Here is a 24620-nt window from a genome sequence, read left to right as displayed (position 1 = left end):
GCACATCCTGCCCCGTGCCTGCACCCTGCCCCCGCCTCGCGCGGGGGTTTTTGCGTTTATGGCATGCTGATGGCTACGCCCTCGCCCATACTGCATGGGTGGCGCGCAGAAGGCGCGCGTTTGTGGAGACAGGACCATGTGGAACCCCAGCCGATTCATGGCCGCCGGCGTGCTCGCCGGTACCCTTGCCGCGTGCGCGACGCAGACCACCGTGCAAAGCCAGTGGCGCGACCCCGGCTACACCGGCGGCCCGATCAGGAGCGCCGTGGTGCTCGCCGTCGGCGGCAGCCCCACCGAGCGGCGCGTGTTCGAGGACACCGTCGCGCAGGAAATGAACACGCGGGGTGTCAACGCGACGCCGGCGTGGTCGCTGTTGCCGCCCAGCAGCGCGCCCTTGCCCGAACCGGTACTGGAGAAGGCGCTGGCCGACAGCCAGGCGCAGGCACTCTTGCTGGTGCGGCTGATGCCGCTGAAGACGGATTACCGGGTGGTCGACCAGCCGGTGTGGGGGCCGGGGCCGATGTGGGGCTGGTACGGCTTCTACCAGGGGCCGTGGTCGGTGCCGATGCTGCAAAGTTACCAGCTCGCCGACACCCAGACCTCGCTGTGGGACGTGAAGAGCCGCCGCCTGTTGTGGTCGGGCGACATGCAGGCGTTCGACCCCTCGTCGGTCGCCGCGTCCGCGCAGTCCTACGCGAAGACGCTCGGCCAGACGCTGCAGCAGGCGGCGCTGCTGCCCACCGCGCCCGCGCAGTAGCTCACACCACCCACTCGCGCCGGCCCTGCTGCGCCATCAGGGCGTTCCAGCCCTGCAGCAGCTTCTGGAACTTGCCGTTGTCCGGCGCGAGGCCCCGCACCTTCTGCAACAGCGCGTGCGCGTTGCGCGCGTGGCTCTCGTGCCAGCCCTGGCGCACCAGCTGCGCCATGATCGCGTTGCACATATTGAGCATCACCTGCAGGTTGTCCGGCAGGTCGGCGTGCGCGCGCGCGAACAGCGCGATCGCCTCGTCGAAGTGGCCGCCGTGTGCGGCGCGCACCGCCGCGTTGTTGAGGCCGACCACGCTCTCGACGTTGCTGGCGATCAGCTCGCGGCCGGCCTCGGCACGGCCGACCTCGTCGAACATGCCGCCCAGCCGGCCGAGCAGCGCCTCGTCGTCGTGGTGGTTGCGCACCAGCTTCTTCACCACCGCGTCGGCCGCCTCGGCACGTCCCTGCTGGTAACAGGTGCGCGCGTATTCGAGCAGCGCGTCGCTGCCGACCTCGCCCTCCAGCTTGGGCAGGCTGTCGCCGGCCTGCGCGATCAGCTGCTCGGCGCGCCGCTTGTTGCCCTGCGCGCGCTGCAACTGGCTGTCGACCACGTCGGCCATCCACTCGCCCGCCTTGTCGTACTTGTAGTCGCGGCGCAGGGTACCCAGCGTGCGGGCGGCGCCGGCCTTGTCGCCGCGCGCGAGCTGCACGCGCGCCAGCGTCGCGTACAACGCGGGGTCCCGGTGCCAGCTGTAGCGGGCCAGCTCCAGCGTCGCCGTGCACGCGGTTTCGGCCGCCTCCAGGTCGCCGTTGGCGAGCGCGACTTCGGAGAGCTGCTTCTGGCGGCGCACCACCACCGGCGAGAGGCGGGTCGCGGTGGCGAGCACGCCCTGCGCCGCCTCGCCGTCGTGGTTGGCCAGCGCGATCTTCGCCAGCCAGTCGTACGCTTCCATCACCCGGTCGTTGTCGCGCAGCACCTCCTCGAACAACAGCCTCGCCTCGTCGTACTGCTTGAGGCCGGTCAGCGCCTTACCGAGGCCCAGCTTGGCCCAGGTCACCGGCTTGAGCTGCAGCACCGACATGTAGAGCGTCCGCGCGCGCTCCCAGTCGCCGATCTTCAGGCAGAGGCTGCCCTTCAGGCGCATGAAGTCGAGCGAGAACTCGCTGCGCGCGGCGGTCTCGCGCTCGCAGCCGGCGATCGCCTCCATGTACTCGAAGCGCATGATCGCGTCGTCGACCACGCGGAACGCCTCGCGCCGGCGCAGCGCGCGCTCGAGGCGCACGCGCAGCTCCTCGCCGGTGAACGGCTTGAGCAGGTAGTCGTCCGGCGCGAGCTCGGCCGCCGAGATCACCCGCTGTGCGCGCCGCTCGCCGGTCACCACCATGAACACGCAGGACTGCTTGATCAGGTTGCGCGCGCGCGCCTCCTCGAACAGGTAGAGCCCGTCGTAGCCCTTGCCCAGGTCGTAGTCGCACAGCACCACGTCGAAGTCGTAGTGGCCGAGCTTGGCCAGCGCGTCCGACGCGCGGCCGGCGTACTCGACGCGCTCGGCGCCGAAGCTTGAGAGCGTCATCGCCAGCGCGCGCTGCATCTCCGGCACGCTGTCGACCACCAGGAACAGCTTGTTGCGGTAGGGATTCGCTTCCTCGGCGCCGGACGGGGCCGCGCGGCCGCTGGTCAGCGTCTGGAACGAGGTCGACGGGGATGAGCTGCGCATCGGTGTCTCCTGGCGCTTAACACGCGCTCAGTTTGGCATAGCGCAGGTCCAGCCACTTGAGGCCGTGCTCGGCAAAGTTCACCTGCACGCGCACCTCGTCACCGCCACCCTCGGCGTTGACGACGACACCCAGCCCGAACTTGGCGTGGCTGACGCTCTGGCCGATCGAGAAGCCGCCGGCGGCGGCCGGCTTCGCCTTCGCCCACGCCGGCGTCTCGTTGAGCCACGCCGCCTGCCGCGCGGCCGGCGCCGGCTTGGGCGCGGACAGCGTGTGGATCAGCGCCGGCGGCAGCTCGTCAACGAAGCGCGAGCGGATCGGGAAGCGGCTCTGCCCGTGCAGCATGCGGCTTTGCGCGCAACTGAGGTACAGGCGGCGCCGCGCGCGGGTGATCGCCACGTACATCAGCCGGCGCTCCTCCTGCAGGCCCTTGCGGTCGGAGAGGCTGTTCTCGTGCGGGAACAGCCCCTCTTCCAGGCCGGTGACGAACACGCCGCCGAACTCCAGCCCCTTGGCCGCGTGCACCGTCATCAGCTGCAGCGCGTCCTCGCCGGCCTCGGCCTGGTGCTCGCCCGCTTCCAGGCTCGCCGCGGTCAGGAATTCGACCACCTCCATGCCCGGCTCGTCGGCGACAAAGCCGGTCGCCGCGTTGACAAGTTCGTCGAGGTTGGCGAGGCGCTCCTCGCCGTCCTTGCGGTCGGCCTCGTACATCGCGCGCAGCCCCGAGCGGTCGATGATCAGGCTGATCATCTCGGCAAGGTTCAGCCGCTCGCGCTCGGCACGCAAGCTTTCGATCAGCATCACGAAGCCCGCCACCGCGCCGCGGCCGGCGCCGCCCGCGCACGCCGCCTGCCACAGGGTGATGCCCTGCTCGCGGCTGGCCGCCTGCAACTGCTCGACCGAGCGCGCGCCGATCTTGCGCGCCGGCACGTTGATCACGCGCAGCAGCGCGTTGTCGTCGTCCGGGCTGGATACCAGGCGCAAATACGCCAGCGCGTGCTTGATCTCCTGGCGCTCGAAAAAGCGCAGGCCGCCGTAGATGCGGTAGGCGATGCCGGCGTTGACCAGCGCGTGCTCGAGCGCGCGCGACTGCGCGTTCGAGCGGTACAGCACCGCGAGGTCGGACAGGTCCCAGCCGTCGCGCGAAAGCGCCCTCACCTCGTCGCAGACGAACTCGGCTTCCTCGTTGTCGGAAAAAGCCTCGTACAGGCGGATCGGCTCGCCCTCGCCGGCGTCGGTCCACAGGTTCTTGCCCAGCCGGCCGTCGTTCTGCTCGATCAGCGCGTTGGCGGCGGCGAGGATGTTGCCGGCCGAACGGTAGTTCTGCTCGAGGCGCACCGGCGCCTCGACGCCGTAGTCGGCGAGCAGCGACTTCATGTTGCCGACCTCGGCGCCGCGGAACGCGTAGATGCTCTGGTCGTCGTCGCCGACGGCGAACAGCGCGTTGTCGCGGCCGGCCAACAGTTTCAGCCACGCGTACTGCAGGCGGTTGGTGTCCTGGAACTCGTCGACCAGCACATGGCGGAAACGCTCGCGGTAGTGGCTCGCCAGCGCCTCGTTGCGGCTCAACAATTCGTACGCGCGCAGCAACAGTTCGGCGAAGTCGACCACGCCCTCGCGCTGGCACTGCGCGTCGTACGCGGCGAAGATTTCGGCGAGCTTGCGGGTATACGGGTCGATCGCCTGCACCTTGTCGGCGCGGTAGCCGGCTTCCTTGTTGCTGTTGATGAAGCCGACCACATTTTTCGGCGGGAACTTCTCGTCGGACAACTCGAGCTGCTTGATGAGGCGCTTGACAGCTGACATCTGCTCGCCCGAGTCCATGATCTGGAAGGTCTGCGGCAGGCCGGCGTCGCGGTAGTGCACGCGCAGCAGGCGGTTGCACAAGCCGTGGAAGGTGCCGATCCACATCTGCCGCGTGTTGACGGGCAGCATGGCCGACAGGCGGGTCTGCATCTCGCGCGCGGCCTTGTTGGTGAAGGTCACCGCCAGGATGGACGCCGGGCTCGCCTGTCCGGTCGACAGCAGCCACGCGATGCGCGTGGTCAGCACCCGCGTCTTGCCGCTGCCGGCGCCGGCGAGCACCAGCGCGCTCTTGGCCGGCCAGGTGACGGCACGCAGTTGTTCGGGGTTGAGTCCGGCGAGAAGGTCGGCGGGCATGGGTCGGGACCTTGCGTGAAACAAAACCCCGATTCTACATGATGCGGCGGGGCCGCCGGGCTTGCCGCCGGCCCACGCACCCGCAAGCCTTGGCGAAGCCCGGCACAAACGGCCCGGAAAGCATGGTGCACACACGGTACACGGGCGTTTCCGGGCCGTGATTAGCCCGGCCGCACGCGATGCGCAGCCGGGTGTAGGCAGCGCTTAGAAGCCGACGCTGACGCCGACGTAGGCGCCGTCGGCGAGCTTGGCGTCGCGGCGCGCGTCGTTGCGCTCGACCTTGAATTCGCGCCAGCCGGCCTCGACGCCGACCAGCGGCAGCGGCTTCCAGCGCACGCCGGCCATCGCGTCGCTCACCTTGTGCACGCTGCCGCTGGCGGCAGCTTCAGGCGCCCAGTAGCCCTGCACGAAGCCTTCCAGCGACAGCGGCAGATCGACGCTGACGCGGCCGCCGACCATCCCCGCGCTGGCGTCGCCGTAGGCGTCGAGCCACATCGCCTTGGCGCCCACGTCGACGCGGGCGAACGGCACCGGCAGGCCGAAGGTGAGGCCGACGCCGCCGGCCTTGGCGTCCTGGTGGCGGTCGGTCTGCAGGTAGTCGAGGGTGATGCCGGGGCCGAAGCCTGTGGGCGTGCGGCTGACGAAGCCGCCGTGTTCGTTGCCGGCAATGGTCAGGTCACCGGCGTTGGCGCCGGCAGCCACCGCCAGCAGGGCGGCGGCGATCAGGGAACGGGACATGGGTTTTCCTTATGGGTACGGATGTTGAAAACGGCGACGGCCGCGCAGGCGGCCGTCGCGATGCAGGGCGGCGCTCAGTCGCGGCCGAGCGCACCCTCCAGTTCGGCGATGCGCGCCTTGAGCGCGGCCACTTCGGCTTCCAGCGCGGCGACGCGGCCGGTCAGCCCGACCACGATCGCGTCGCAGCCGGCGTCCGGCACCGCGCTTGCCGCGGCCTCGGCGACGGGCTCGCCGCACAGCAGGTGCGCCCAGCGCGCCTCGCGCTCGCCGGCCTGGCGCGGCAGGTGGACGACCAGCGGCGGGTACTTGTCGGCGAGCGCCGCAAGCGCGGTCTCGACCACGTCGGCGCTGGCGAAGCTGTGGATGCGCCCGGCGCGCGCGCGGATCTCGGCGGCGGTCTGCGCGCCGCGCAGCATCAGAAGCGCGAGCGCGGCAAGGCGCGCGCCGTCGACGTTCCACTCGTAACCGAGCCGGTGCTCGTACTTGGCGACGCGGCTGCCGGCCGGCATCCGCTCGCCGATCAGGCGGCGCGCGAGCAGGCGGTCGAGCGAGGCGGACAGTTCGGCCTCGCCGAGGCTCATCACCGGTTCGCGGCTGGTGCTCTGGTTGCACGCGGCCAGCAGGCTGGCGCGGGTCAGCGGGTAGTTGTCAGGGGTGAGCGCCTGTTTTTCGACGAGGCAGCCCAACACCCTGACGTCGACCGGATCGAGTTCGTATGCGTCCATGGTGCGCTCCTAGGCTAAGGCGCCCATGATCGCACCAAAGCCGCCACCGCGCATCAGTCGCGGCCGCTCCCGCGCGCGGCCATCAGCCGCTCGACCTCGTGCGCGATCTCGCGCTGGTGGCGATGGAGCGCGCGCGCCTCGGCCGACAGCGCCCGATAGAGCGACACGCACATGCCGACCATGATCAGCGAGAACGGCAAGGCGGTGACGATCGCCACGCTCTGCAGCGCCTTGAGCCCGCCGCTGGCGAGCAGGATCAGCGCGACGGCCGCGACCAGCACGCCCCACACCACCTTGACGCGCGCCGACGGGTTGAGGCTGCCGCCGGACGAGAGCATGCCCAGCACGAAGGTCGCCGAGTCGGCCGAGGTGACGAAGAAGCTCAGCACCAGCAGCATCGCCACCGTCGAGAGCAAGGCGCCGCCGGGCATCGCGTCGAACAGGTGGTAGAGCGCGGTTGCCGTGTTGTCGCCGACCGCGGCAGCCAGGTCGACCGAGCCGAACAGCTGCAGCCACAGGCCGCTGCCGCCGAACACCGCGAACCACGCGAAGCTCGCCAGCGTCGGCACCAAGAGCACGCCGACCACGAACTCGCGGATGGTGCGCCCGCGCGAGACGCGCGCGATGAACATGCCGACAAACGGCGCCCAGGTGATCCACCACGCCCAGTAGAACAGCGTCCAGCCGGCGACCCAGCCGTTCTGCGAGTAAGGCGTCAAGCGCAGGCTCTGCGCGATCAAATCGTCCAGATAGTCGCCCAGCGTGGTCGTGAAGATCTCGAAGATGAAGCCGGTCGGCCCCAGCACCAGCAACAGCAGCAAGAGGGCGATGGCCAGCCACAGGTTGAGGTTGGACAGGACGCGGATGCCGCGGGAGAGGCCAGTCAGCGAAGAGAGCACGAACAGCACGGTCGCGCCGGCGACCACCCAGAAGGTGGTCCAGCCGTTCTGCGGTACACCCCACAGGTAGGCGAGCCCGGACTCAATCTGCAGCGCGCCGAAACCGAGCGACGTGGCGACGCCGAAGGCGGTGGTCAGTACCGCCAGCGTGTCGATCGCGTAGCCGAGCGGACCGTCGACCAGACGCCCGAGCAAGGGGCGGAACACCGCGCTGATCAGGCCGGGCGCGCCGCGGTTGAACTTGAAGTAGGCAAGCGCCAGGCCCATCACGCTGTAGATCGCCCACGGGTGCAGTCCCCAGTGGAAGAACGACGCGTGCATCGCCATGCGCGCCGCCTCCGGCGTCGACGCGGTGACGCCGCGCGACGGAGAGACGAAGTGCGACAGAGGCTCGGCGACGCCCCAGAACACCAGGCCGATGCCCATGCCGGCCGAGAACAGCATGGCGAACCAGGTGCCGCGCGAGAATTCTGGCTCGGCGTCCTCGCCGCCCAGGCGCAGTTGCGCGAAGCGGCTGAACGCGAGGTAGATGGTGAACAGCAGGAAACCGAACACGGCCAGCAGGTAGAACCAGCCGAAGCGCTCGATGGTCAGCGTGAGCAGCGCGCCGGTCGCCTGGCCAAACAGGTCCGGCAGCAAGGCGCCGATCAGGACAAACAGCGCGGTCAGTGCCAGGGAAATGCGAAGAACCATAATTGCTCCTTGAGTGGTCCTTTGCCGTGCGCGCCAGTACGCCGGGGCACGAACGCCGGACCGGTGGTTGGACGGATGACCCAAGGTGAGCCGATGCGGCCGGATGGCCGCCTTGCCCGCGGTACGGGCGTTACGAATTGACGGGAAAAACCCGAACTGAAATCACTCAAAATGCATAGAGTGCGAGCCAAGGCTATCATCTCGGGCAACTTGATGCAAATCAAGACCGCTACGCTTGACAGGCGGGCGCCGGCAGCGCGACCCTTGCCCGCCCTGCCAACCCTCCGGGAGATGCCATGATCCGCGCCGACTTGCTGCTGGTCGAACAGGGGCTCGCTGCCTCGCGCACCGCCGCGCAAAAACTGATCGAGGCCGGCCGCGTCCGCATCGACGCGGACGGGCAGCTCTCGGCCGTCGCCAAGGTCAGCCAGAAGCTGCCGGCCGACACCCGCTTCGACATCGTCCCCGACGCCGCCGACCGCTACGTGTCGCGCGGCGCGCTCAAGCTCGAGGGCGCGCTCGCCGCGACCGGCGTCGACGTGACGGGGCTGACCGCGCTCGACGTCGGCCAGTCGACTGGCGGCTTCACCGACTGCCTGCTACAGGCCGGCGCGCGCCGCGTGGTCGGCGTCGACGTCGGCCACGACCAGCTCGCGCAGCGGATCCGCGACGACGCACGGGTGCGCTGCTTCGAAGGCGTCAACGCGCGTGCGCTCGATAAAGCGACGCTGCTCGCGGCCAACGAAGGCGAGCCGTTCGACCTGATGGTGTGCGACGTGTCGTTCATCTCGCTGACGCTGATCCTGCCCTCGGCGCTGCCGCTGCTGGGAGAAGGCGGCCGGCTGCTGAGCCTGGTCAAGCCGCAGTTCGAAGTGGGACGTGAAGGGGTGTCCCGCGGCGGCATCGTGCGCGACGAGCGCTACTACCCGCGGGTGATGGACAAGATCGACGCGGCGCTGGCCGCCGAAGGCTTTACCGCGCAGCAGTGGCTGGACAGCCCGATCAAGGGCGGCGACGGCAACCGCGAATTCTTCGTGCTCGCCGCGCGCAAGAACTGAAACCCCCGCGTGTAGCGGGGGTGTAGGGAAGGCTTACAGGATCGGCCGTTTGGCGCTGACCTGCTCGTCGTCATCGTGCGGGTTGCGCACAATCAAGAGCGGCAGCGTTGCGACCTTGAGCAGGGTCTCGGCGAAGCTGCCCATCAGCAGGTTCATCAGCCCGGCGCGGCCGTGGGTGCCGAGCACGATCAGGTCGGCGCCGCGCTCGCGGGCAACGTCGATGAGCATGCGCGCCATCTCCTTGCCACCGTCCCAGCTCTCGACGATCACCGTCTCGACCTTGTCTAGGCCCGCCTTGCGGATTTCCGACTCGGCCTCGGCGAGGATGTCTCGGCCGCGGGTCTGCGCCAGCGTGTGCAGGTCGTGGCTGCCGAGCATGCCGACGCCCTCGACGCTGATGTCGCGCAGGCTCGCCACGTGCACCGGGATCAGGCGCGCGCCGGTCACCTTCGCCAGCTCGATCGCCTCGTTCAGCGCGAGGGTGGCGTTATGGCTGCCGTCGAGGGCAATCACGATGTTCTGGTACATAGCGGTCCTTTCTGTTGGGTTCCCGGCCATTGTGGCGTGCGCCAGCGCAGGCCGTCTTCACCCAGATCAAATAAACGGTGTCAGAGCGTGCTCACGGTCTCGCGAGCGAGAGCGAGACAAGGCGAAAACGGCTGAGAAAGCGGAGTGTACAGCTTGTACATGAGCATTTCGAAGCCGTTTTTAACGCCGTATCGCTGATGCGCAGCAGACCGTGAACAGGCTCTCAGCGCGCCGTCTCGAACACGGCGTAAGTCTTGCTCGCCGGCTCGATCACCTCCCACACGCCCTCGAAGCCGGCCGGGATCACGAAGTGGTCGCCCGCCTCCAGCAGCACCGACGCGCCCGTATCGTCGCTGACGCGCACCTTGCCCGAGAGCAGCGTGCAGAACTCGTGCTCGGTATAGCGCACCTTCCAGCGGCCGACGCCGCCGGACCAGATGCCGGCGTGGAACTGGCCGCTCTCGTCCGAGTAATGGTTCTCGACGCGCTGGCGGCACTCGCCGTCCAGGCGCCGCTCGGGGGCGGCGACAAAAGACTCGGCCTGAACCGGGTGGCGGGCAAACACGACGATATCGCTGACCTGCTGCATGGTTTCTCCTCTGCTGTCTAATATTTTCGACAACTTTGGCATAAAACCCGCCGCAGGCACAAGCGGATGACTTGCCCGGTCAGTCCATCAGCTGGCGGTACAGGTAGACCAGTACCCGCGCGAGCTCCTCGGCCGTCTGCGCCTGCTGCGCGTTGCCGGTGTGGCCGCCGGCATCCGTCTCGATCAGCAGCGCGTCGTGCCCCAGCGCCTGCAGCCGCGCGACCATCTTGCGCGCGTGCCCCGGGTGGACACGGTCGTCCTTGGCGCTGGTGGTAAACAGCGCGAGCGGGTAAGGCTCGCCGGCTTGCACATGGTGGTAGGGCGAGTACGCGGCCAGCGCCGCGCGCTCGGCCTCGTCGGCCGGGTCGCCGTACTCGTCGATCCAGCTCGCGCCGGCCAGCAGCTCGGTATAGCGCAGCATGTCCAGGAGCGGCACCTCGCACACCACCGCGTTAAAGAGCGCCGGCCGGCGCACCATGCACGCGCCGACCAGCAGGCCGCCGTTGCTGCCGCCCTCTATCCCCAGGCGGCGCGGGCTGGTCAGGCCGCGCGCGACCAGGTCCTCGGCCACCGCAATGAAGTCGCCGAAGCTCACCGCGCGGCGCGGCCCCTGCGCCGCCTGGTGCCAGGCCGGGCCGAACTCGCCGCCGCCACGGATGCACGCGAGCACGAAGGCGCCGCCCTTCTCCAGCCAGTGCGGGCCGAAGTTTTCCACGTAATAGGGCAGCATCGGCACCTCGAAGCCGCCGTAGCCGTACATCAGCGTCGGCGTGCGGCCGTCCATCACCGTGTGGCGGCCGCGCACGACAAAGTACGGGATCGCGGTGCCGTCGGATGCAAGCGCGCTGTGCTGCTCGGCAACAAAAGCCGACGCGTCGAACGCCGCCGGCTGCGCGCGCAGCACTTCCTGCTCGCCGGTGGCGACGTTGAGCCGCCACAGCCCGGTCGGCGTCAGAAAATCGCTGAAGCTGTAGCAGATAATGTCCGTATCCCACGGCTGGTCGGCGAACTCGACCACCCCGCTGTCGGGCACCGGCAACGCGCGCTCGCGCCACGCGCCATCCACCCGGTCGAACGCGACCAGGCGGCTTTTGACGTTGTCGATCAGGTTGACCACCACGCTGGTACGGGTGGTCTCGACCGACTCGACCGAACACTTGTCGTGCGGCGCCACCAGCACCTGCACCCGGCCCAGAGATACGGTCGCCCCCCCTCTCCCTGCGGGAGAGGGGTCGGGGGTGAGGGTAGCGAGGGGGGTGAGGGCCGGCAGCGCCACCGCCAGCAGGCTGCCGGCGCGGTACTCGTTGCCCTGCCACGCCCAGTCGTCGGCCAGCTTCACCAGCAGTTCGCCGTGCAGATAGCCCTCGATGTCGGCGCGCTCGGGCAGCGGCAGCGCGTGCGTGCCGTCGTCGGAGCCGATCAGGTGGTAGGTCTTGCGGTAGAAGGAATCGGACGCCTCGATGATGTCGAGCGGCGCGCCGTCCGCGTCGAGGTAGCGCCAGGCGGCGACCATCATCGCGCCCTTGCCCGCGGCGAACAGCTTCACCCACGCGTGCTGCCCGCCCTCGCCGCGCGTCACCCGCCACACTTCGCGCGGGTAGCCGGCGCGCGTCAACGGCGCGCCCTGCCAGCCCGGGCACACCAGCGCGCTGTCTGCGTCGCGCCACGCGATATGGCTCTTGCCCTCGGGGAAGTTGAAGCCGTCGTCGATGAAGTCGCCCGCCTCGATGTCGAACTCGCGGCACACCGTCGCGTCCTGCCCGCCGCGGGTCAAAAACAGCATCGCCCGCGCAGGCACCAGCGTGCAGTGCGACACCCCGTCGAGGAACCAGTCTTCGGCCTCGGCCAGCGCGTCTAGGTCGAACACCGGCTGCCAGTCGTTGCCGCCGGCGCGGTAGGCTGCCAGCGTGGTGCGCCGGTACAGCCCGCGCGGATGCGCCTCGTCCTGGTGGAAGTTGTACAGCCAGCCGTCGTGCTCGGCGAAGAACGGGATCTGCCGGGTGTCCTGCAGGTGGGCGAGGATCTCGGCCGTCAGCGGCGCGCAGCGCGGGTCGGCATCCAGCAGTTGGCGCGTCTTCAGGTTCTGCGTGTCCACCCACGCTTGCGCGTCGGGGCTGTCCAGGCTTTCCAGCCACAGGTAGGGGTCGTGAGGGGTCATGGCATCGTCGCTGCGAATGAATGGGGGCGATGATGCCACGCAAACCCGCGGCAGGCAGCTACTTACCCAAACCCTCGCGGGCCAGGGTAAGTTTCCAGATGCGTTTGCACAGATGATAGTCGGGGATGCGACAGCTACTTCGGAAATGCCTCCGACGTGATGGGCGATGGCACAACCTTTAAATCTTTACCTAATTCGTGCGAAAATGAAAGTTCACGCAGAATTTTATTGAAATCTGTAATTTCAAATTTCGAATGACCTGGACTGCAGGCGAAATTTACCCCTCCACATGGTTGTTGTTCTGGAAGCTTCACTCCAGTACCACCTCTCAATGGTTCAGTACAAATTTTTTTCCCATTAACGAAACAACAATGATCCTTAGCAAGGACGCCATGCGAAAAAAAATAACGCCACAACAGCACCAACCGGAATAGCCAGACCTTTCATGTCACCCTCCTTCTAACTGAGTAACTCCTACACGAACACAATCAACACCAAGCTTTCCATTCTTAGCACAGCTGTCCATTATCTGAAATATGTGCCGCTTAGATATATAATCCGCATCTGAAAAATAGTTCGGCGTTTGTGATGTCTGGTATTCATTCGCCACAATACCAGCATATGCAGCTACCAAAGAACCAACGACAAACACCAAAGCCCCAAAGGATTCAAGCTTCAGGCTGACCCCATGAAATTGACCCTCCGCGCCCTGCCTCCGGTCAAAACCGAGTATCAGCAACGCGATACCTACGCTGGAAACGGCAAATCCGATCTTCATGACAGAAAACTTCACCCCCTGCTTATTCCTCACCACGGTATAGTTCACGTTTTCTAGATACATCGATGAGAACAGCGTGTACTGATCATTCGTCCAGCGAGCGGAACTCGCAGCAATTTCTTGAAGCGAATTTATATTCGGAGGAGCAACCAACTCTTCCATTCCAAAGTACGCGCTGAAGAACATGAGTGACGGCAACACCACCCCAAAAATGATCAGGCCTAAAACTTTGAAATTCTGTTGCATTCGACCTCCGCGAGTCAGTTCAATCAGACACGATGCACGCGCCAATCTTGATAAAAAACAAGCATGACGCGCGCACCAACCACGGCCTATGCCACTCTCTCAAAAGTTAACTGTACCGAACCACGATTATTATCGTAAAAATGCCACGCGTCATTGGCAAAGCAGTACAAATAGCCAGAGGATTTTGGCATAATCTCAACCGGGCCAGCACCTACCAAGAAATATTCCATATCGGAAGGAGTACCATCCGCATTCGGATTCTTCGCGTTGGCAATCGCGCCGACCAGGGCAAACCACGGCATATGTCTCATCCTGCGCGACGCATAGAAATCAGCCTTTTTGTTTTTAAAAACTTTTGCGTACCAGCCCTCTAAACCGTCAAGGAACGATCCGGCTAAGTGCACGATTTCCCCCGGATGAAAAACACCGTCATTCATACCACCCGGACCACATGGAATCGTCCGGTCCACCCACTCCCCGCTTGCCTCCAGCCGATAGGTCGCACCCTTTTTCAGGTACACACCGGTATTCCCCCATCGATGCTTAGCGAAAATTTCTATATTTTCCAGTTCCTCTCCAACACTGAGCAGTCTTGTCCCCCGATAGGGCGCCTGGGAGATAGGCGGCACACGCTGCCGGTCCAGCACAGACGCATGGAGTCGCCCATCATTTACGCTCTCCTGAACAACGGCCGGCGTGCTCCTTGGCTGACTCCTGAACATTTCAAAAACACCAGAGTAAGAATCATGCATATACCCGCACGGGTTCGGCATAATCTGTGCCAGCATGGGAATTTCAAATTTTGCGCCTAGGTGATGTGCCTCCTCAATCATCCACTTCAATGCAAGATCGGAAAGCCCTGTCTCGAGGTAGCCACCACCCACATCACAGTGCACGCCCGGAAACCATTTTTGCTTGACCGTTCGGCCATCACCAAAATCTTTCTCCGAGAATGGATCATTATGCTCATCTACCCACAAGGTCGGTGCAAAGCTCGACCTCACCTCATCCATTGCGACAGCATGCCGGGCATGCTGCACATGTTTTCCCAATGCTACGTCGTGAAACCTGTACTCACTTGGCCTGTCAAGCATATTGGCCAACTCAGCATCGTCCGGAATGCCCAAAGCCCCCACCGTATCCCAGACCCCTACGAAGTAAACCCCGACATCCTTACCGTCCTGGTCTTTCAGGCGTTTCACATCCATCCCCCACTGGGCATTACGCAAGCGATACCGGTTCTGATAGGCATCCTTCACAATTTTCCATTGTTCCTCATCGCTCTTATCGTATAGTTTCAACAAACCGGAGCACTGTCCGATCATCCCGGCAAGGCTGCGTGCCGAATATGCCCCGCGACTGAACCCGATGATGAAAATCCTGTCAGACGGAAGATAATTCCTGCACAGCCAGTGATAGCCGTTGACGATATGATCGTCAATACTGGAGCCCAATGCACCATCCACCAGTTTTTTTATTCCACTTCCTTCCGTACCGACACCGGGATGATAGAACTTCATGACCTCGGACACTGCCAACGTGCAGAAGAATCTGCGCACATTGGTTGGGCAAACGATATCGCCAACCTTTTGATCCGGCGTATTCCATGTCCCGTCAAAACAAACATAAATATTGCGCATGTTGATGACTCCAAACTGAATGACTGCACTCAAACAAATCAAAGCAGGCGACGCATTTACTCAAATCATAAAAACAGGATCACATATTCAATTAAACGTTCAGTTTCTATCTCACTCCCGGCCACGATTCCGGCGCCACCAGCCGACTACGCCGAGGCCGGACAGCATCAACAGCGCGCTGGCCGGCTCGGGCACCGGCGAGACAGGACGCACCAGCCAGTTGCCCGCCAGTGGCCAGGTGCCGCGGATTTGGCTGCCTTCAAAGACGAAAGGCGCCCCGCCAGAGATACTGCTCCAAGAGTAACCATGCACGGCATCTGCCGAGTTTGCCCAAAGATCCTTGCCATAGTCGTCGTCGAAGCTCGAACGACTCATGGGATCGAACCACTCGTAGAAGCTGTTGAGCACAGGCCCATTTTCTTTCTTGTAAATGTGATCAGGGAATAACACCAGCTCACCAAAATTACCCTGAATCAGCTGTTGCACCTCCTGAGATGAGGCGTAGCGCAGGCCGTAAGTCGACATTACTGACTTGACCACCGCCCCCTCGTACCCACCTCCCAGGGTCGCGACTGGTTGCAGCCATTCGAGCCCGCTGGCGTTATCGAACACCAGCAGTTGGTCGCCCGCCAGCAGGTCGCGCTTGAAAAGCTGTGCGTGCGCACCGCCGGCGAGGCCAAGGGTCAACGTGAGCATGGCCACGCCGGCCAGGGATTTTTTCGCCTTCATTAAGTTTCTCCTCCCCCTTGTCCACACACATGCCCCGCCGCGCTGCCGGCGGCTTCGGGCTCGGGTTTGAGGCGATGGGCGTCAGTGCCGCCGCCGGCGCCACCAGCCGACGACGCCGAGGCCGGACAGCATCAACAACGCGCTGGCAGGCTCGGGTACCGGCGCCGCCGGCTGGAAGGCCAGGTTATCGATGGGGAGGACTACCAAACTATCGCCGTGGCTGAAGCGGATACGGTCGAAGCTGAGGTTGTCGAAGCCGTTGTAGCCGTTGGCCAGCGTCAGCGAGGCGACCAGCGTGTTGCCGCTGAATGCTTCAGCCGAACCCAGTCCAGCTCCTAAAAAGTCCTGCGTCCAGAACGACGCGGCGCTGACCGGCGACGCAAAGCGGATCTCCACGGGTTCTACTGGCCTGCCACCCGCGCCGGCCGGAAGCGTTGCGCCCACCAGTACGCCATACGTTTGTGATATTGCCACCTGCCCCAGTCCCAGTAGCCCCGGGTCCCCGATAAAGCCGCTGAAACTCACCCCGGACGCCGCGTAGAAGTCGTCGAGGTAAGGGAACTCCGGCAGCGGCCCCGGCGGCACCACGTTTTCAAAGTCGACCAGCGTCGCCGGTGGTGCCGCGAGGCCGCTGGCCGCGCCGGAAAAAGTCCCCGCCAGCGCGGCGGGCGACAGCAGCGCGGCGGCGAGCGCCGCCTGCCACAAGGTTTTTGCCTGCATCAATTTCTCCTTCCCCTTGTCCACACACATGCCCCGCCGCGCTGCCGGCGGCTTCGGGCCGGAATCTGCCAATCCTTACGCGTAGTCGATGAAGCCCTTGTTGATGGTGTCGATCTTGCGGCGCAGCCGGTACACGCCGCCACCTTCGCGAGTCCCCGAGCCGTCGGTGTTGCCCTCGATGGTGTGGATAAACTCGCCGGCCACCCGCTCGACCACGCCGGTGTGCCCGCTCCCACCACCGTGGTCGATGATGAACAGCATGCCCGGCTTCACCAGCGCCGGGTTGGCCACCGCGTCACTCTTGTGTACGCGCTGCGCGCCTTGCTGCTTGGCGCCGTTCCAGTGGGTCAGGCAATGCGCGGTCTGGAGCATGGGGTTGGCCACACCCAGCGCCTTGGCCGCCTCGCCAAAGCACCAGTAGGTGAACGCGCAGCACCACGGGTTACCGGGCGCGGTACCGGTCGAATGCAGATAGGCGACGACCTCCGCGCCTTTGTTCGAGTTTTTCGGCTTCTCGCGCACGCCGAGCTGGCTGGCGGCGACTTCGACCACCTTCTGCAGCAGCGGGGTCCCGGCCTGTTCCGCCACCGGCACGTTCGCCTCGCCGAACAGCGCCGCCCAGGTCAGCGCGCCGATCTCTCCGTCCTGGCGTAGCGGCTGGCGCAGCGCATCGACGTTGCGGCTCTGGAACAGCTTGACCGCCTGCTCGGTCGTCACGCCGAAGTTGGGGTTGGCCTCGTCGAGCGCACCGCCTGCCTCCTGTGCCAGGTGCAGCGCCTTGTTCAGCTGCGCCTTGACCGCCTTGACCACCTTCGGGTCCGCCTCGCCCAGCCGGACCACCCTGCCCGGATATTTCATCTCAATGCTCCTTCTTGGTTGACTGCCTGCTCCGGCGGCTGGCACAGCCAGCGCGCCACCTCCCCACTGCTTGCCAGCGCCCGCACCACGTGCTCGCCACAGAGCAGCCCCAGCTTGCGGTAGCTCTCCCATTGCTGGTCGTCGAAGAACTGGTCGACAGTGGTCTGCTGCGGAAAGGCGGGGTTCAACGCGGCGTAGTGCGCCACGTCGACCGGCACGCCGGCCGGCACCCGCGGCTTGATCAGCACGATGTGGCAGACGGGTTCTAACTCACCGGCGGGGCGCACCCTGAGCAGGACGGCGCACGCGTCGTCGTCCGGCGGGCTGGCTTGCCCGGCACGCCGCGCAAGTTCCGCCTGCCGCAACTGTTGCGGGGTGGCAAAGACTCTGCGCGCATTGGCAGGCTGCAGGGCGGCCATCGCCGCCTCGTCCACTTCGATCTCCCGGCCGAAGTCGACGCGCACGAGGCGCACCAGGTTGGCCAGATCGTTGAAGCGGTAATCGGGATCGGCACCACAGTCGCAGGCGATGATCAGCCGCACGTCGCGGCCGGGGCGCAGCAGTTCGTAAACGCCGAGGTTCTCGAAGTGGCCGCCGTCGGACAGGTATTGCCACGGCGCATGCAAGCCGTGAAAGCGCGCCGTCCATTCACGCAGCAACAGCGTCTGGTTCGGCAGCATGGCCAACCATCGGGATGGCCGCTCGGACGGGTTTTGGCTTGCGTCCCTGGTCGCTACGCCGGTTTCGTCGCGCGGAAGCTGCATCCACCGCCCCAGGCGGATATTGGCGAGGCCGCACAATAGCGAAGTACCAAGAGAGGTGGTCCGCCCGAGGCCGGTCGAAAACGCGGCGCCGGAAATGGCGATCCACGCGCCCAGCCCTGCGGGTACGCCTTCACCCGGTCTGACAGGACAGCGACCCTTCCGTCTGGCCAGGTGGCCGTCTACAAGGATGTGGTAGGAAAGCGGCGGGCGGTCCGGCGTGCCACCGCATGGCGTGGCTACGGCAGGCGCGATACAGACCGGCTTGCCCTTGCGGTCGCGCTGCACCAGTTGCTCGGCCGGCCCTAGCGTCTGGTTGAGGGTGCAATTGATCAGGTGCAGCGGCGCGGCCGAACCTTCCCGGTAATAGTCTTGCAGGCTCAGGTCGTCGCCCGGCACCGGCTCGGCGCTGCTGTACGAGGCCCGCTCCGGGCTCTGGAAGCGCGTGCCGTTGCTCGCCCCCAGATAGGCCCGCGTCAGGCGTGCCGCGTAAAACTGCTGCAAGGACGATAAATCGAGAAAGCCGGGCGCGTGGCCTGTCCACCACAGCAGCAGCAGGCTCGCCCCCAGCAGCAGGCCAAGCCGCCCCAAGGCCCAGGGCAAGGCATCCGCGCCGGGCGGCTGTCCCGCCCACGCCACCCACTGCACGGCTAGCGCCCACAGCGCCAGCAGCAGCAGGGCGAGCACGGTGGCGGCGGCACCGGTGATGGCAGCCAGCGGCAGGCGCGCCAGCCAGCCGGACGGTGTCTTCTCGTCAAAGAAGCGGGCGAGGTAACGCACCACCGAAAACAAGCCCGCGAGCACCGACAGCAGGCCGCCCAACGTTAGCGCTGGCTCGTTCCTGACCATGTACAGGTACAGCGACTGCCCGAGCGACTCCGCCAGCGCCAGTACGGCCACCCCCAGCAGCACGGCCAAACCGGTCGCAAGATGGCGGGTGACCCGCACCCGGTAGCCGGGTGCCAGCATGTCCGGCGAGGCATCACCCCCCAGCTGGCTGCGCACCTGACGCTGCAGCCAACCCGTCAGGCAGCGCGCGGCGAATCCCACCCACAGCAAGCCCCAGGCCAGCCAGCGCCAGATGGCTAATTGCGGTGACCAGCGCTGTTCAAGCTCGAGCCACAGCAACACCACAGCCAAACCGGCAAGCAACAGGTCCGAGAACGGCACCTGCCACAGTATCTTGTGGCCTGACAGGGCCATGATCCGGTCGGATAGCCAGTAGGCCAGCATGGCGGGCATCAGCCAGACAAGCGCCAGTAAGGGCAGCAGCCACCATGCGGGGGACGGCCACCAGGCGCTTCCGCCGGCAGGCACGGCAACCCAGTCGACATCCCCGCCCTGCAGCGTGGCCACAGCAATCAGCTTCCATGCCGTCCCCAATGGCAGGGCTTGCGGCAACACCCCCTCTCCGGCTTGAGCCAGTAAGCTCCCCGCGCCCAGCGACCCCAGCGCCAGCAGACCCAAGATGCACAACACCCCCACCCCGATCACCAGATGGACCGACAGCAGGTTACGGATCAGGAGGGCCAGCGCGTAACCGGTGTCTCCTGCACCGGTCGGCAGCAGGTAACGGCCGTTGTCGCGCAGCCAGGCGAGCGGCATCGAAGTCCCTGCGGGCTGCGACAGCTGCCTGATGCGCAAACTGGGACGGAAGCGTGGAGGCGGCTCCTTGCGCAACACACGGTACGCAAGGCGAGCGGCCTCCTTTTGGGGATCAGGCTTGTTGTCAGGCGGTATCCGGAAGCGCCCGGGCACGAACAGGCTGCACAGGAAGGCACCCAGATAGCCGCCGCCGCTGACCGTCGACAGATAGTCGAAACGGGCGAACCAAGAGCGCTCCGGCTGCTCCTCATCGTCTTGTTGAGTGCTGCCGGTGTCTGCCGACGGGTCGCCCACCGGCTGGCCATCCGGGGCATGACGCGCCAGCGCCTGCACCACCCCCAGCGAGAAAGTCGCGCTGCGGATGCCGCCGCCGGAGAGCGCCAGCGCGCAGCGCGCGGCGTCCCCGTCCGGCCAACCCAGCAGTTTGCGGCGCCGGTCTATCCGTTGGCTTTCCGCCTTCTGCGCATTCTCGTCGAGTTGGCAATCCTGCCGGTTCTGCGACTGTTCAGCGCCCATCATCGCCATGCCCGCCAGCCAAAACTTCGGCTTAGGCGAGAAACTGGCGGCGGTAAAGTGTTAAACCTATGTTTTTTATGTGTTTTCCCAAGCCCGCACCGGGAGGTTCCCATGCGATTGACCAGCACCGCCACCACCATCGCCTGCGCGATGGCGCTCACCCTGACCGGATGCGCCGGCATGGCGCGCCTGGACGCGACCGAGGTGCAAGAAGCACTGACCAAAAGCAGTTGCGACTTGCTCAAAGACGAACCCGCCGACGAAAAACAATGTGGGGAGGCATTTCCGTCCAAGCCGGTGTACACGGAGCCGGTCGTCGACAAGCAGCGCCGCCTGCTACGCGCCTATTTGGTGATCGACGCGTTCACCCGCTTCGGCGCCCGCCGCATCGCAACCGACTCGGACAACCCGGTACGCGACGCGTCCTTGCTGGTCAACAACACCCGCCTCGCGCTCGACCGGCTGGATACGCTCCACCAACTGCTGCTGCCGCCATCTCAAGAAGAACATCTTAAAAACGCCGAGTACGCGCTGCAGCAGCCGGCGGCTTTGTTCTCCGTGGTCGGCGTGATGCAGGCGGCCACCCGCCCCGTACGCAGCAACCTGTTCGGGCTGGTCAGCCAGCTCTCGCTGCGCGAAATCGCCACCAACGCGCCCGACATCATCCGCAACGGCTTTCGCGACCTGCTCTACGCCAACGCCTACGCCGACGCGCTGATGAGCATGGTCAACGCAACATCAAACCAGCCCGTACAGATGCCGGAAGAAGAATACAAAAAGTGGAAGGATGCGCTGCTCGTGCAGATCGATGCGCATTGCACACAACTGGAAACCATGGCTAACGGCGGGCAAGCCATTGCTGACAAAGGGGGGAGGCTCTGCGGCTACGCGCAGCCGGTCAAGGCAAAGGAAACCAGCGCAGCCCAGTGATGCCTATGGCTGCCCGATATCGCTCCGCCGGTACAAGCGCCAGCTGCCGACAAGGTTGCTCGTGAACACCAGCGCCTCGCGCAACACGGCGAGCGGGCTGCCGACGGCGAGGTTGTGCGCGATCCATACCAGGGTCGCCAGCAGTTGCAGCGCGCGCAAGGCGCGCTCGCTCGCGGCGAACATCGCCCGGTTGGCCAGCAGCGCGCCGGTGCAGGCGAGCAGGCTGGCCAGCCCGCCCCAGGTCAGCGTGGCACCGGCGACGATCAGCAAGGCAAAGCCGAGTTCGACGGCTGGAGTCCGCCGCCTGAGGCTGGCGAAGTTGCGCACGACGGCGAGCAGCATGGTCAGCGCCGCCGTCCACTGCGCGAGCAGCGCGAAGTGCAGGCACACCAGCGCCATGCCGCCGCTCATGCACAGCAGGAGACGACGGCGGCCGTGCAGCTGGAACGCCACCACGTCGCAGGCGATCGCCAGCAGCATCGCCGCCTGCGCGGCCAGCCCAAGCGTCAGCATCTAGCGGCCGAAGTGGCGGCGCAGCACCTCACGCCCCAGTTCGACCTCGACCGGGCCGACCACGCACACCGGGTGCGAGCCGGCGGCGAATACCTCGCGGCAACCCATCGTAAGCACCGGTGCGCCCTCTTCCTCGCACGCGCGCATGGTGTCGGCGCCGACGGCGTACACCACGCGGCGGATGCCGCTGTAGAAGATCGCCGCCGCGCACTGCGGGCAGGGTTCGCCGCTGGCGTACAGGGTCAGGCTTGCCGCGCTGCCCAGCGCACGCGGGGTCAGGCTGCGCAACGCGTCGATCTCGGCGTGCGCGGTCGGGTCGGCGTTGCTTGCTTCGCGGTTACGGCCGAGCGCGAGCAGGCGGCCGCCGTGCTCGGCGATCAGCGCGCCGAAAGGCCTGTCGCCGGCAAGGCGCGCCTGTTCAGCCTCTAGCACCGCGCGCGCGAGCATCGCGCGGTCGAAATCGTCTGCCTCGGCCAGCGTGTTCATGCGAGCGCCTCCAGCGCGTCGTGCGCGAGCGCCACCCAGAAGCGCACCCCCGGTTCGATCAGCGCGTCGTTGAAGTCGTACGCCGGGTTGTGTAGCGGGGCGCTGGGCGCGTGCGCGTTGTCGGCGCCCAGCCACACCAGCGCACCGGGCACTGCACCCAGCATCGCCGCGAAATCCTCGCTCGCCATCGACGGCGCAAAGCGCGTGCACAGCCCGGCGTCCCCCAGCGCGCGGCGCGCGGCAGCGGCGGCGACGGCGGCGTGCGCCTCGTCGTTGCACACCGCCGGGTAGCGCACCCGGTAGTCGAGCGCGGCCCTCACCCCGAAGGCGAGCTCGAGGCCGCCGCACAGCCCGTCCAGCCGCGCGCGGATCGCCGCCTGCACGGCCGGCTTGAAGTAACGGCAGGTGCCGCGCACCACCACCTGCTCGGGCAACACGTTGTACGCGTCGCCCGCGTGCAGCTGGGTCACGCTGACCACCGCGCTCTCCAGCGGGCTGACGCTGCGGCTGGCGATGGTCTGGATCGCGGTGACCAACTGCGCGGCGGCGACCAGCGCGTCGTTGCCCTCGTGCGGCATCGCCGCGTGGCTGCCGCGGCCGGTGACCACGATCTCGAACAGGTCCATGCCGGCCATCATCGGCCCGGCCTGCACCGCCACCTGCCCGGCCGGCAGCCCCGGCCAGTTGTGCAGGCCGTACACCGCCTGCATCGGGAAACGGGTGAACAGGCCGTCTTCGATCATGGCGACGGCGCCGCCTTCCATCTCCTCGGCCGGCTGGAAGATCAGGTAGACGGTGCCGGCGAAGTCGCGCGAGCGCGCCAATACACCGGCGGCGCCCAGCAGCATCGCGCTGTGGCCGTCGTGCCCGCAGCCGTGCATGCAGCCGGCGTGGCGCGACGCGTGCGCGAAGGTGTTGCCCTCCTGCATCGGCAAGGCGTCCATGTCGGCGCGCAGGCCGACCGCAGGGCCGGGCCGCGCGCCCTCGACCACCGCCACCACGCCGGTGCCGCCGATGCCCTCGTGCACCGGCAAGCCCAGCGCCGCCAGTTCGCGCGCGATGAGCGCGGCGGTGCGCCGCTCGGCGAAGGCAAGTTCGGGGTGCGCGTGCAGATCGCGGCGCAGGGCGGTCAGTTGTTTGAGGCGTTCGGCTGTCAGCATGGGCGGTCTTCCAATGGGTTCAGGCACCGGCGTCAAACCGGTGCCTGCAGGAGTTCAACCGGTTTGGTGGACGGTTGAGGCGGCACGCAAGGCCGGCCGGGCGGAACCGGTGCCTGGGTCCAACCATCCTTGTCGGGCATCAGGCTGCGTGCACGGATTCACTGTACCGGCAGTGCATGCCGCCGGCCTGTCTGCGCCCGACAAGCGATTGGCTTTGCGCGCCGCGACTCAGAACGGGCCGAAACGCAGCGCGTGCGCGAGGCACAACACGACGCCGGCGTACAGCGCGAGGGTCGCGAACAGTGGCGCGTAAAAGCGCAGCCACGCCGGATAGCCGACCTTGCCGATCGCCAGCGTCGCGACGAAGTAGCCCGAGGTCGGAAACACCAGGTTGGTCAGCCCGTCGCCGAACTGGGTCGCCAGCACCAGCGTCTGCCGGGTGATGTCCAGCAGGTCGCCCAGCGGTACCAGCACCGGCATGGTCAGGATGGTCTGCCCGCTGCCGGAGGACACCAGCAGGTTGAACAGCGCCTGGAAGCCGAAGATCGACAGCAAGGCCGCGTACGACGACATGTCGCCGGTCAGCGTCTCCAGGTGGTGGACGACGGTGTCGGCGATCTGTCCCTGCTCCATCACCACCGCGATGGCGCGGGCAAAGCCGCAGATCAGCGCGCCGACCAGGATGTCGCGGAACGCTGCGTTGAAGTCTTCGCAGATGCCGTTGGGCGAGCGCCCGGCCACCAGCGCGCCGGTCACGGCCATCAGCACGAACAGCCCGCCGATCGCGTTGAACTTGAGGCCGAACACGATGATGGACGCGATCACCGCGACAAACAGCAAGGCGGTGACGCCGGCGGCCCAGCGCAGGCGGGCGCTGAACACCGGCAGCGCGTGGGTGCCCTCGTCAGACGGCGCCTGGCGGGTGCGCCGTGCGTGGCGCAGCACGTAGGCCGCGCACAGCGCGATCGCGCCCAGCCACACCAGCGCGCGCACCGCCGCGCCGGAGAACAGCGGCAACTGGGCGATGCTCTGGCCGACGCCGACGGTGGTCGGCGCGGTGATGCCGAAGGTGAAGCCGAGCGAGGTCGCCAGCAGCGCGGTCGCCGTCGCGGTCACCGCGTCGTAGCCCAGCCGCCGGAACAGCGGCAGGATGATGGGCAGGTAGGCGATCGCCAGCTCCGGCGTGCCGATGAAGGCGGCCAGCAACGCGAACATCGCCATCAGGATGGGGATGGTCAGCTCGGCGCGCGTCCCCAGCGCGCGCAGCAGGTGGTGGATGCCGAATTCGAGGATGCCGGCGCGCGCGACCACGCCGACCGCGCCGCCGACCAAGAGCGTCATGAACACGATCTCGCTGGCGCTGGACAGGCCGTCCGGCAAGGCGGTGACCAGTTGCATGAAACCGACCGGCGATGCCTCGACCAGCTGGTAGGTGCCGGGCAGCACCACCGCGCGGGTGCCGAGCAGCGTCTCGCGCAGTTCGCGCTCGTAACTGCCGGCCGGCACCAGCCAGGTCAACAGGCCCATCAACAGCACGAAGGCGAGCAGGATCAGGTAGACATCGGGCATCGGCCAGGCGGCCGTTCTGGATCGTGGGGTTGTCATGGCACATCTCCCGACAAGAGCACGGTCAAAAAAGGCCGGCGCGGAGCCGGCCGCTTGCGGTT

The 24620-nt window shown here is 66.5% G+C and carries 21 protein-coding genes; 3 read left to right on the top strand and 18 right to left on the bottom strand.

Features of this window, described 5'->3' with window-relative positions; all coding sequences use genetic code 11:
* The first annotated feature begins 136 nt into the window (after window positions 1–136).
* Window positions 137–757, top strand: coding sequence for a DUF4136 domain-containing protein (locus GZH52_RS01050; protein ID WP_163314697.1), 621 nt, complete (start codon window positions 137–139; stop codon window positions 755–757).
* A 1-nt stretch (window position 758) separates the two neighbouring features.
* Here GZH52_RS01050 and GZH52_RS01045 read toward each other — a convergent pair whose 3' ends face one another.
* The 5 genes from GZH52_RS01045 to GZH52_RS01025 form a co-directional block, all read right to left on the bottom strand.
* Window positions 759–2465, bottom strand: a complete 1707-nt coding sequence (locus GZH52_RS01045) for a response regulator (protein ID WP_163314696.1) — start codon at window positions 2463–2465, stop codon at window positions 759–761.
* A 16-nt stretch (window positions 2466–2481) separates the two neighbouring features.
* Window positions 2482–4647 (bottom strand): UvrD-helicase domain-containing protein, encoded by a 2166-nt coding sequence (locus GZH52_RS01040; protein WP_432417423.1) that lies wholly within the window; start codon window positions 4645–4647, stop codon window positions 2482–2484.
* 180 nt (window positions 4648–4827) lie between these two features.
* The gene (locus GZH52_RS01035; protein ID WP_163314694.1) at window positions 4828–5361 is read right to left on the bottom strand and encodes a YfaZ family outer membrane protein; all 534 of its coding nucleotides are present in this window, start codon (window positions 5359–5361) and stop codon (window positions 4828–4830) included.
* Between the two features lie 74 nt (window positions 5362–5435).
* Window positions 5436–6086: a YceH family protein gene (locus GZH52_RS01030; protein ID WP_163314693.1), complete on the bottom strand. Its 651-nt coding sequence runs from the start codon at window positions 6084–6086 to the stop codon at window positions 5436–5438.
* A 53-nt stretch (window positions 6087–6139) separates the two neighbouring features.
* Window positions 6140–7678, bottom strand: a complete 1539-nt coding sequence (locus tag GZH52_RS01025; protein WP_163314692.1) for a glycine betaine uptake BCCT transporter — start codon at window positions 7676–7678, stop codon at window positions 6140–6142.
* Window positions 7679–7974: 296 nt separating this feature from the next.
* On the opposite strand from GZH52_RS01025, the gene GZH52_RS01020 reads away from it, so the two are divergent.
* Window positions 7975–8736 carry a TlyA family RNA methyltransferase gene (locus GZH52_RS01020; protein ID WP_163314691.1) on the top strand — a complete coding sequence of 254 codons (762 nt, stop codon included), beginning with the start codon at window positions 7975–7977 and terminating at the stop codon, window positions 8734–8736.
* Window positions 8737–8769: 33 nt separating this feature from the next.
* On the opposite strand, the gene GZH52_RS01015 is transcribed toward GZH52_RS01020, so the two are convergent.
* The 9 genes from GZH52_RS01015 to GZH52_RS16640 all read right to left on the bottom strand — a co-directional run bounded on the left by GZH52_RS01015 (window position 8770) and on the right by GZH52_RS16640 (window position 19873).
* Complete coding sequence (locus tag GZH52_RS01015) at window positions 8770–9264, bottom strand: universal stress protein (protein ID WP_163314690.1); 495 nt, start codon at window positions 9262–9264, stop codon at window positions 8770–8772.
* Between the two features lie 223 nt (window positions 9265–9487).
* The gene (locus GZH52_RS01010; RefSeq protein WP_163314689.1) at window positions 9488–9853 is read right to left on the bottom strand and encodes a cupin domain-containing protein; all 366 of its coding nucleotides are present in this window, start codon (window positions 9851–9853) and stop codon (window positions 9488–9490) included.
* Between the two features lie 79 nt (window positions 9854–9932).
* Window positions 9933–12011, bottom strand: coding sequence for a prolyl oligopeptidase family serine peptidase (locus GZH52_RS01005; RefSeq protein WP_163314688.1), 2079 nt, complete (start codon window positions 12009–12011; stop codon window positions 9933–9935).
* 448 nt (window positions 12012–12459) lie between these two features.
* Window positions 12460–13035: a hypothetical protein gene (locus GZH52_RS01000; protein ID WP_163314687.1), complete on the bottom strand. Its 576-nt coding sequence runs from the start codon at window positions 13033–13035 to the stop codon at window positions 12460–12462.
* A gap of 86 nt (window positions 13036–13121) precedes the next feature.
* The gene (locus tag GZH52_RS00995; protein ID WP_163314686.1) at window positions 13122–14675 is read right to left on the bottom strand and encodes a T6SS phospholipase effector Tle1-like catalytic domain-containing protein; all 1554 of its coding nucleotides are present in this window, start codon (window positions 14673–14675) and stop codon (window positions 13122–13124) included.
* Window positions 14676–14786: 111 nt separating this feature from the next.
* The gene (locus tag GZH52_RS00990) at window positions 14787–15404 is read right to left on the bottom strand and encodes a PEP-CTERM sorting domain-containing protein (protein ID WP_163314685.1); all 618 of its coding nucleotides are present in this window, start codon (window positions 15402–15404) and stop codon (window positions 14787–14789) included.
* A gap of 81 nt (window positions 15405–15485) precedes the next feature.
* Window positions 15486–16124, bottom strand: a complete 639-nt coding sequence (locus GZH52_RS00985) for a PEP-CTERM sorting domain-containing protein (protein WP_163314684.1) — start codon at window positions 16122–16124, stop codon at window positions 15486–15488.
* A gap of 75 nt (window positions 16125–16199) precedes the next feature.
* A complete protein-coding gene (locus tag GZH52_RS00980; RefSeq protein ID WP_163314683.1) occupies window positions 16200–16982 on the bottom strand; it encodes a CHAP domain-containing protein in 783 nt (260 codons plus the stop codon).
* A complete protein-coding gene (locus GZH52_RS16640; RefSeq protein WP_203525549.1) occupies window positions 16979–19873 on the bottom strand; it encodes a hypothetical protein in 2895 nt (964 codons plus the stop codon). The genes GZH52_RS00980 and GZH52_RS16640 overlap by 4 nt, the downstream gene beginning before the upstream one ends.
* A 102-nt stretch (window positions 19874–19975) precedes the next feature.
* Between GZH52_RS16640 and GZH52_RS00970 the strand changes: the two genes are divergently transcribed.
* Window positions 19976–20794, top strand: coding sequence for a hypothetical protein (locus tag GZH52_RS00970; RefSeq protein ID WP_163314682.1), 819 nt, complete (start codon window positions 19976–19978; stop codon window positions 20792–20794).
* A gap of 3 nt (window positions 20795–20797) precedes the next feature.
* Here the strand turns inward: GZH52_RS00970 and GZH52_RS00965 are convergent, their stop codons facing one another.
* The 4 genes from GZH52_RS00965 to GZH52_RS00950 all read right to left on the bottom strand — a co-directional run bounded on the left by GZH52_RS00965 (window position 20798) and on the right by GZH52_RS00950 (window position 24558).
* Window positions 20798–21307, bottom strand: coding sequence for a YgjV family protein (locus GZH52_RS00965; RefSeq protein WP_163314681.1), 510 nt, complete (start codon window positions 21305–21307; stop codon window positions 20798–20800).
* On the bottom strand, window positions 21308–21793 hold the full coding sequence (locus tag GZH52_RS00960) for a nucleoside deaminase (RefSeq protein ID WP_163314680.1): 486 nt from the start codon (window positions 21791–21793) through the stop codon (window positions 21308–21310). It lies immediately after the preceding gene.
* Window positions 21790–22953: a M20 aminoacylase family protein gene (locus tag GZH52_RS00955; RefSeq protein WP_163314679.1), complete on the bottom strand. Its 1164-nt coding sequence runs from the start codon at window positions 22951–22953 to the stop codon at window positions 21790–21792. The genes GZH52_RS00960 and GZH52_RS00955 overlap by 4 nt, the downstream gene beginning before the upstream one ends.
* Window positions 22954–23181: 228 nt before the next feature.
* The gene (locus GZH52_RS00950) at window positions 23182–24558 is read right to left on the bottom strand and encodes a YfcC family protein (protein WP_163314678.1); all 1377 of its coding nucleotides are present in this window, start codon (window positions 24556–24558) and stop codon (window positions 23182–23184) included.
* Window positions 24559–24620: the final 62 nt, after the last annotated feature.

Origin of the sequence: Crenobacter caeni (assembly GCF_010435965.1) — a bacterium.
Classification (GTDB): domain Bacteria; phylum Pseudomonadota; class Gammaproteobacteria; order Burkholderiales; family Chromobacteriaceae; genus Craterilacuibacter; species Craterilacuibacter caeni.
The sequence above is the reverse complement of the archived record's forward strand: the minus strand, read 5'-3'. Positions and strand labels throughout refer to the sequence as shown.

What these genes read in the sequence shown, in the direction of transcription:
- GZH52_RS01015 (WP_163314690.1), bottom strand. Translation starts at nt 9,264, where the DNA reads ATGTACCAGAACATCGTGATTGCCCTCGACGGCAGCCATAACGCCACC.
- GZH52_RS01045 (WP_163314696.1), bottom strand. Translation starts at nt 2,465, where the DNA reads ATGCGCAGCTCATCCCCGTCGACCTCGTTCCAGACGCTGACCAGCGGC.
- GZH52_RS00995 (WP_163314686.1), bottom strand. Translation starts at nt 14,675, where the DNA reads ATGCGCAATATTTATGTTTGTTTTGACGGGACATGGAATACGCCGGAT.
- GZH52_RS01000 (WP_163314687.1), bottom strand. Translation starts at nt 13,035, where the DNA reads ATGCAACAGAATTTCAAAGTTTTAGGCCTGATCATTTTTGGGGTGGTG.
- GZH52_RS00970 (WP_163314682.1), top strand. Translation starts at nt 19,976, where the DNA reads ATGCGATTGACCAGCACCGCCACCACCATCGCCTGCGCGATGGCGCTC.
- GZH52_RS00965 (WP_163314681.1), bottom strand. Translation starts at nt 21,307, where the DNA reads ATGCTGACGCTTGGGCTGGCCGCGCAGGCGGCGATGCTGCTGGCGATC.
- GZH52_RS00955 (WP_163314679.1), bottom strand. Translation starts at nt 22,953, where the DNA reads ATGCTGACAGCCGAACGCCTCAAACAACTGACCGCCCTGCGCCGCGAT.
- GZH52_RS16640 (WP_203525549.1), bottom strand. Translation starts at nt 19,873, where the DNA reads ATGGCGATGATGGGCGCTGAACAGTCGCAGAACCGGCAGGATTGCCAA.
- GZH52_RS01005 (WP_163314688.1), bottom strand. Translation starts at nt 12,011, where the DNA reads ATGACCCCTCACGACCCCTACCTGTGGCTGGAAAGCCTGGACAGCCCC.
- GZH52_RS00960 (WP_163314680.1), bottom strand. Translation starts at nt 21,793, where the DNA reads ATGAACACGCTGGCCGAGGCAGACGATTTCGACCGCGCGATGCTCGCG.
- GZH52_RS01020 (WP_163314691.1), top strand. Translation starts at nt 7,975, where the DNA reads ATGATCCGCGCCGACTTGCTGCTGGTCGAACAGGGGCTCGCTGCCTCG.
- GZH52_RS01030 (WP_163314693.1), bottom strand. Translation starts at nt 6,086, where the DNA reads ATGGACGCATACGAACTCGATCCGGTCGACGTCAGGGTGTTGGGCTGC.
- GZH52_RS01050 (WP_163314697.1), top strand. Translation starts at nt 137, where the DNA reads ATGTGGAACCCCAGCCGATTCATGGCCGCCGGCGTGCTCGCCGGTACC.
- GZH52_RS01010 (WP_163314689.1), bottom strand. Translation starts at nt 9,853, where the DNA reads ATGCAGCAGGTCAGCGATATCGTCGTGTTTGCCCGCCACCCGGTTCAG.
- GZH52_RS01035 (WP_163314694.1), bottom strand. Translation starts at nt 5,361, where the DNA reads ATGTCCCGTTCCCTGATCGCCGCCGCCCTGCTGGCGGTGGCTGCCGGC.
- GZH52_RS00950 (WP_163314678.1), bottom strand. Translation starts at nt 24,558, where the DNA reads ATGACAACCCCACGATCCAGAACGGCCGCCTGGCCGATGCCCGATGTC.
- GZH52_RS01025 (WP_163314692.1), bottom strand. Translation starts at nt 7,678, where the DNA reads ATGGTTCTTCGCATTTCCCTGGCACTGACCGCGCTGTTTGTCCTGATC.
- GZH52_RS00985 (WP_163314684.1), bottom strand. Translation starts at nt 16,124, where the DNA reads ATGCAGGCAAAAACCTTGTGGCAGGCGGCGCTCGCCGCCGCGCTGCTG.
- GZH52_RS00980 (WP_163314683.1), bottom strand. Translation starts at nt 16,982, where the DNA reads ATGAAATATCCGGGCAGGGTGGTCCGGCTGGGCGAGGCGGACCCGAAG.
- GZH52_RS00990 (WP_163314685.1), bottom strand. Translation starts at nt 15,404, where the DNA reads ATGAAGGCGAAAAAATCCCTGGCCGGCGTGGCCATGCTCACGTTGACC.